This is a genomic window from Gallibacterium salpingitidis, from assembly GCF_001678495.1.
GTDB classification, from domain to species: Bacteria; Pseudomonadota; Gammaproteobacteria; order Enterobacterales; family Pasteurellaceae; genus Gallibacterium; species Gallibacterium salpingitidis.
The window spans coordinates 1-6,480 of sequence record NZ_JTJL01000087.1 but is presented as its reverse complement, the minus strand read 5'-3'; the positions used below and the strand labels follow the sequence as shown (position 1 = coordinate 6,480).

The window sequence follows — 6,480 nt, the reverse complement described above, 5'->3', positions numbered from 1 at the left end:
CAAGAGTGAGAGGGAATCCAGAGCTATTTTATAGAAGTTTGTGACAAAATTTAGGTTTGTCAGCAGTCTGGAATAACGCCCATCCTTGGGCGTTATTTTTTAAGGAGTGTGTGGAGGTTAATCACACTCATGGGTTTACTATAAGGTTACACCGCTCTTAAAGATAGCGAGCTCGCGAAACTCATTTAGCTCATTTTTGGTTGGTTTGCCATTGATGATATCGATCACCTTGTCGATAAAATCATCAAGTAATTGCGGCATACTAACATCTTCCACTAAACGACCTGCATTGAAATCAATCCAATTACGTTTACGTTGTGCTAATTCGCTATTGGTAGCGATCTTCATTGTTGGCACAAAACCACCATATGGTGTACCGCGACCAGTAGTAAACAACACCATATGACAGCCGGCAGCAGCTAATGCGCTAGTGGCAACGGCATCATTACCAGGTGCAGTGAGTAAGTTTAAACCTGGTTGAGAAAGACGTTCACCATATTTAAGTACATCGACAACCTGACTATGTCCAGCTTTTTGAGTACAACCTAAAGATTTATCTTCAAGTGTGGTAATACCGCCTGATTTATTGCCCGGTGATGGGTTTTCATAAATTGGTTGTTGATGTGAAATAAAGTATTGTTTAAATCCGTTCACCATATCCACTGTTTTTTGGAAGGTTTGTTGATCGCGACAATGGCTCATTAAAATACGTTCAGCACCAAACATTTCGGGTACTTCGGTGAGTACTGTGGTACCACCATTAGCAGTAACATAATCAGAGAAGTTACCTAATAATGGATTAGCGGTAATGCCTGATAAACCATCTGAGCCACCGCACTCTAAACCAAATTTAACTTCGCTTAATTTACCGCTTTCACGTTTATCGTAGCGCATTTGTTGGTAAAGTTGTTCTAATAATTCAAGCCCAACTTCAACTTCATCTTCATAGTGTTGCGACACCATAAATTTCACTCGTTGTTCATCATAATCACCCAGTGTTGCTTTAAAAGCATCAATCTGATTATTTTCACAACCTAGACCAATCACTAATACCGCACCAGCATTAGGGTGTTTTACCATATCTTGTAAGATAATTTTGGTATTTTGATGGTCATCACCGAGTTGTGAGCAACCGTAGCTATGAGCAAACGTAAAGACACCATCAATATCGTTAGCAGGATTTTTGGTCAAAAAACGTTGGCGAATTTGATTAGCAATACCGACTACGCAACCAACGGTTGGTACAATCCACAATTCGTTACGAATAGCCACTTCACCATTAGCACGACGATAGATTTGTACTTCACGATCGGCTTTTTGCGCATACACCTGTAATGGCTCTGGTTGGTAGCTATAATCATTAATATCGCTCAAGTTTGTTTTGACATTATGGGTATGTACATATTCGCCAATCGCAATATCTTGGGTTGCATGACCAATTGGATAACCATATTTGATCACATTTTCCGCTTGTTTAATCGCTTGGATCGCAAATTTATGACCTCGCGGAATATCTTGTTTTAAGGTGATATTGGTGCCGTTATCGAGCTGGAGAGTTTCTCCAGCTGATAAGTTTTGTAAGGCAACAGCAACATTATCATGTGTTTGAATTTGAATGTACTGCTTCATAGACCACCTAGCAATATTGAGTTAAAGCGTTACGCATACCTTGTTGTAAAATGGCTGACAATTTTTCACTTACTTCATCAACTAAATGTGGAATTTGGGTAAGATCTTGTTGCCAGTGTTCATTTTGGCTTAGCACGTTATGTACTAGCTGTGTGAGCGTAATTTGCTGTTGGTCGTATTGATTCCACCAAGCGTTGAAATTGTCTAACCAAATTTGATCGTCTTGTAATGGAATAGTTTGTTCACCACGTTTACCACGATAGAAGGCAATTAACGCTGCCAACGCAAAAGTTAAACGAGCTGGTAAACGTTGTGTTTGTGCTTGATAAGTCAGTAGTTGCGGCAAAATACGAGTACGATATTTGGTCATACTATTTAACGCGATTGATAACAGTGCGTGTTGAATAAATGGATTTTGGAAACGACTAATCACCGCGCTCGCAAACTGTTCTAATTCAGCTTTTGGTAAAGAGAGAGTCGGAATAATTTCTTGCTGTAAGGTATCCATTACGAATTGGCAAAGTTGTTGATCTCGCATTGCATTACCAACATAATCAACGCCAGCTAAATATGCTACTGGTACTAATGCTGTATGAGCACCATTAAGAATGGCTACTTTGCGTTCTTTGTAAGGTTTAATATCATCGACCACTAAAATATTTAAATTCACTTCATCTAAATGGAATAGTTTTTCAAGCGATTTCGGACCTTGAATAACAAAGAGATAGAAATATTCGGCGGTATCTAAGAAGGTATCTTGATAACCTAATTCTTCGGTTAATTGTTCAACTTCATTACGTGGGTAGCCAGTAACAATACGGTCAACTAGAGTAGAACAGAAGGTATTCGCTTCATTTAACCAGTTAATGAAATCTGCTGAAAGTTGCCATTCTTGTGCATAACGCAACACTAACTCTTTTAATTGTTCACCGTTGTAATCGATTAATTCACAAGGCAAGAGCGTGAAACCATGATTTTTGTCACCGTTCACAAATAAGAAACGTTCATACAATAATTGGGTTAATTTCGCTGGATAGCTGAGTGCTGGACGATCAGTTAATTTATCACCAGCATGATAACTAATTCCTGCTTCTGTTGTATTAGAAAAAATAATTTTTATCTCAAGGTTGTGCGCGAGGTTGATATAATCATCAAATTGTTGATAAGGATTAATTTCATTATTAACAGAACGAATAATGCGCGCTTGTTTTACTGCTTCACCTTGTTCATTTAAACCACGAATAATGGTGGTATAAAGTCCGTCTTGTGTATTTAATAGAGGCGGAAAATCTGTATCAATTGGACGTACGATAGTGATACCGCTATTAAAATTGGTTTTTTCATTTAATAGATCGATTTGCCAATCAATAAACGCCCGTAAAAAGTTACCTTCACCAAATTGAATGATTTTTGTTGGATATTGGTTGCCAGGGAAATTGGTACGGTTGAGTTGTTGCATAGTCTAATCTCCTAGTTATTCTTGATTTAATTCGATTGCAAAATAATCGCGTGCATTGTCGAAACAAATGTTTTTGACCATCTCGCCGAGTAGTGCAAGATCTTGAGGGGCTTCGCCATCTCTTACCCAATGTCCAATCATACGGCAGAGAATTCTGCGGAAATATTCGTGGCGTGTATAAGAGAGGAAACTACGGCTATCAGTAAGCATACCAACAAAGTGGCTAAGTAAACCGAGTTGGCTTAATTGAGTCATTTGACGAATCATGCCGTCTTTTTGATCGTTAAACCACCAACCTGTACCAAATTGCATTTTGCCTTTAATACCTGCTTGTTGAAAGTTACCAATCATCGTACCTAATACTTCGTTATCTCTTGGATTTAGGCAATATAGGATAGTTTTTGGTAAACGATCATTTTTTGCTTGAGCATCAAGTAAGCGAGAAAGCGCTTGTGCAATAGGTTCATCATTAATGGAATCAAAACCTGTATCTGGACCTAATTGTTTAAACATTAAGGTATTATTATTACGCAATGCACCGATATGATATTGTTGTACCCAATTACGTTTATGGTATTCATTACCTAAAAAGACTAATACTGCAGTTTTGAATTTAGCCACTTCAATTGGTTCTAAAGGTTGATTTGCTAAACGTTTTTGTAAAATCTGATCAAGTTCATTTTCTGTAGCTTCTGCATAAACAACAACATCTAATGCGTGGTCTGATACTTTACAACCATGTTGTGCAAAATAATCAATACGTTGTTCTAAGGCATTACATAATTGGTAGAAACGACAAATATCAATATTAGAAATTTTAGCTAATTGTGCAACATAACCATTAAAGGTATCTAAATGGATATTGATCGCTTTATCTGGGCGGAAACTTGGGGCTACTTTAGTTTTAAAGTTAGTATCTTTAGCAATAATTTTGTGGAAACGTAAATCGTCAACCGGATCATCTGTAGTACCAATGAATTTTACATTCATTTGTTGGATGATACCTTTGGCAAAGAATTGTTCTTGTTGTAGTAAAGCATTACCACGATCCCAAATGTCTTTAGCAGTTTTTGGAGATAATAGTGTATCAGTGATGCCAAATGGACGTCTTAATTCTAGATGTGTCCAATGATAAAGTGGGTTACCAATAGTGTGAGGTACAGTTTCACTCCAAGCGAGAAACTTCTCATAATCATCGACATCACCTGTACAGTATTTTTCATCAACGCCATGAGTACGCATAGCACGCCATTTATAATGGTCGCCTTTCAACCAAATGTCATAGAGGTTCTTAAATTGATAATTGGTAGCAATTTGTTCAGGCGGTAGATGGCAGTGATAATCAAAAATTGGTTGATGTTCTGCATAATCAAAGAAGAGTTTCTTTGCAAATTCAGTATCTAATAAAAAGTCGTCATTAATAAAAGCATTCATCGAATCATCTCCATAAATATTATTGGTAGGATAAAAAGTAGGTATATATTAAACTTGTTATACCAATTTTAAAATATAAAGATGTTTTTTTTGTGATGTGTATCTCATTTTTGATAAATAGGTATGACATATTTAAAAGATAAATGCTAGGATTACGCCAGTTTTAAAAATCCTATAGGTAAATCTCAAGGATTGAGAGATAAAGCTATCATACATTTATTCACTTTTCGGAGATGCATATGAAATTTAACAAACTTATTCTATCTGGACTTTGCCTTACTTTACCTATGTTGTTTGCAAGTGGTAACGCATTAGCGCAACGAGTAACTTTAAAGTTAGCGCATAACTTAGATCAATCTCATGTTGTTCATAAAGCGTTAGAACAAATGGCAAAAGAAGTACAAGAGAAATCAGGTGGGGAGCTAAAAATCCGTATCTATCCTAGCGGACAAATGGGTGGTCCACGTGAAACTATCGAGTTGATTCAAAATGATGCTTTAGATATGACTAAAGCAAGTGCAAGTGAAATGGAAGCATTTGTAAAAGAATTCTCTGTGTTTAGTTGTCCATATCTTTTTGATAATGAAGATCACTTCAAAAAAGTACTATTTGGACCAATTGGTAAAGAAATTACCGATAAGACAACGAAGAGTGGTTTTAATGTGTTAGCGTCTTATGTTGCAGGTACAAGAAGCTTTTATGCGAAGAAAGAGATTCACTCTCCAGCAGATATGAAAGGCTTGAAGATTCGTGTTGTTTCTACACCAACAACGAATAAATTAATCGAATTATTAGGTGGCGCACCAGCACCAATTCCATTTGGTGAAGTTTATACAGCATTACAACAAGGGGTTATTGATGGGGCAGAAAATAATATTCCATCTTATAACCAAACTCGTCATGTAGAAGTTGCTAAATATTATATTGAAGATCAACATACTAGCGTGCCTGACTATTTGATTATTTCAGCAAAAACATGGAATAAGTTAGATGATAAGCAAAAGGCGATTTTAACTGAAGCAGCTCATAATTCAGAAACTTATCAACAAAAATTGTGGGATGAAGAAGTTGCCCGTTCTACTGAAGAAGCGAAAAAAGCTGGGGCTAAATTTATTACTGTAGATAAAGCACCATTCCGTGAAGCATTGAAACCGTTATATGACGATTTCAATAAGGATCCAGCATTAGCGGAAATTATTAAACAAATACAAGCTGTAAATAAATAGTTGTTACTCCTTATTACCCTAGTGGGTAATAAGGAGATTTTTTTATCCTTGTTATGGGAGGAGTTATGTTAGCGAAAATAAAGAGAGGGGTTGATCTCTTTATCTCAACATTTTCTATTATTGTGATGGTATTGCTGGTGATTTGTGTAACATGGCAAGTATTTAGTCGTTATGTGTTACAGATTCCAAGTACAGTTACTGATGAAGTTGCTCGCTTTAGTATGATTTGGGTGGGATTACTCGGTGCTGCTTATACAGTAGGGTTACAAAAACATTTATCTATTGATCTTTTCACACATAATTTAACGCACTATAAGAAAGCAGTGAGCAATATTTTTATTAATGTGTGCATCTTTTTCTTTTCATTAGGTGTGATGGTATTTGGTGGAATTAATTTAGTGATGAACGTGTATGCATCAGGACAAATTTCATCTTCTATGCAGATTCCAATGGCATATGTTTATGTAGTATTACCAATCAGCGGCGTATTAATGATGCTTTATAGTTTGATGTTTATCGTGGAAAGCTTTGCTGCGTTAAAGGAGGGTAAATAAATGGAATGGCTTTTATCATGGGAATGGTTTGTTCCTTTAGTGATGTTTGTATCCTTTTTTGTGCTTGTTTTCTTAGGTGTTCCTATTTCATTCTCTATCGGGATTGCAACCTGCGCAGCAGCCTATTTTATGTTGCCTTTTAAAACAGTACTGATTGTTTCTGTAGTGGTAGACTAAT

General features: G+C 36.5%; 6 protein-coding genes. 3 read left to right on the top strand and 3 right to left on the bottom strand.

The window, feature by feature from the left end; all coding sequences use genetic code 11:
- Positions 1 to 138: 138 nt before the first annotated feature.
- The 3 genes from QS62_RS11700 to uxaC are packed head-to-tail and all read right to left on the bottom strand — an operon-like array spanning position 139 to position 4,522.
- Positions 139 to 1,629: a UxaA family hydrolase gene (locus QS62_RS11700; protein ID WP_066110383.1), complete on the bottom strand. Its 1,491-nt coding sequence runs from the start codon at positions 1,627 to 1,629 to the stop codon at positions 139 to 141.
- Positions 1,630 to 1,636: 7 nt separating this feature from the next.
- Positions 1,637 to 3,088 carry a tagaturonate reductase gene (locus QS62_RS11695; RefSeq protein ID WP_066110381.1) on the bottom strand — a complete coding sequence of 484 codons (1,452 nt, stop codon included), beginning with the start codon at positions 3,086 to 3,088 and terminating at the stop codon, positions 1,637 to 1,639.
- Positions 3,089 to 3,103: 15 nt separating this feature from the next.
- Positions 3,104 to 4,522, bottom strand: a complete 1,419-nt coding sequence (gene uxaC / locus QS62_RS11690) for a glucuronate isomerase (protein ID WP_066110379.1) — start codon at positions 4,520 to 4,522, stop codon at positions 3,104 to 3,106.
- A 239-nt stretch (positions 4,523 to 4,761) separates the two neighbouring features.
- On the opposite strand from uxaC, the gene QS62_RS11685 reads away from it, so the two are divergent.
- The 3 genes from QS62_RS11685 (at position 4,762) to QS62_RS12025 (ending at position 6,479) form a co-directional block, all read left to right on the top strand.
- On the top strand, positions 4,762 to 5,748 hold the full coding sequence (locus tag QS62_RS11685) for a TRAP transporter substrate-binding protein (RefSeq protein ID WP_066110378.1): 987 nt from the start codon (positions 4,762 to 4,764) through the stop codon (positions 5,746 to 5,748).
- 65 nt (positions 5,749 to 5,813) lie between these two features.
- Entirely contained in the window at positions 5,814 to 6,302 is a 489-nt protein-coding gene (locus tag QS62_RS11680; RefSeq protein ID WP_231923717.1) for a TRAP transporter small permease, read from the top strand.
- Complete coding sequence (locus QS62_RS12025) at positions 6,303 to 6,479, top strand: hypothetical protein (protein ID WP_156550136.1); 177 nt, start codon at positions 6,303 to 6,305, stop codon at positions 6,477 to 6,479.
- The last annotated feature ends 1 nt before the right edge of the window (position 6,480 follow it).

What these genes read in the sequence shown, in the direction of transcription:
- QS62_RS11700 (WP_066110383.1), bottom strand. Translation starts at nt 1,629, where the DNA reads ATGAAGCAGTACATTCAAATTCAAACACATGATAATGTTGCTGTTGCC.
- QS62_RS11695 (WP_066110381.1), bottom strand. Translation starts at nt 3,088, where the DNA reads ATGCAACAACTCAACCGTACCAATTTCCCTGGCAACCAATATCCAACA.
- uxaC (WP_066110379.1), bottom strand. Translation starts at nt 4,522, where the DNA reads ATGAATGCTTTTATTAATGACGACTTTTTATTAGATACTGAATTTGCA.
- QS62_RS11685 (WP_066110378.1), top strand. Translation starts at nt 4,762, where the DNA reads ATGAAATTTAACAAACTTATTCTATCTGGACTTTGCCTTACTTTACCT.
- QS62_RS11680 (WP_231923717.1), top strand. Translation starts at nt 5,814, where the DNA reads ATGTTAGCGAAAATAAAGAGAGGGGTTGATCTCTTTATCTCAACATTT.
- QS62_RS12025 (WP_156550136.1), top strand. Translation starts at nt 6,303, where the DNA reads ATGGAATGGCTTTTATCATGGGAATGGTTTGTTCCTTTAGTGATGTTT.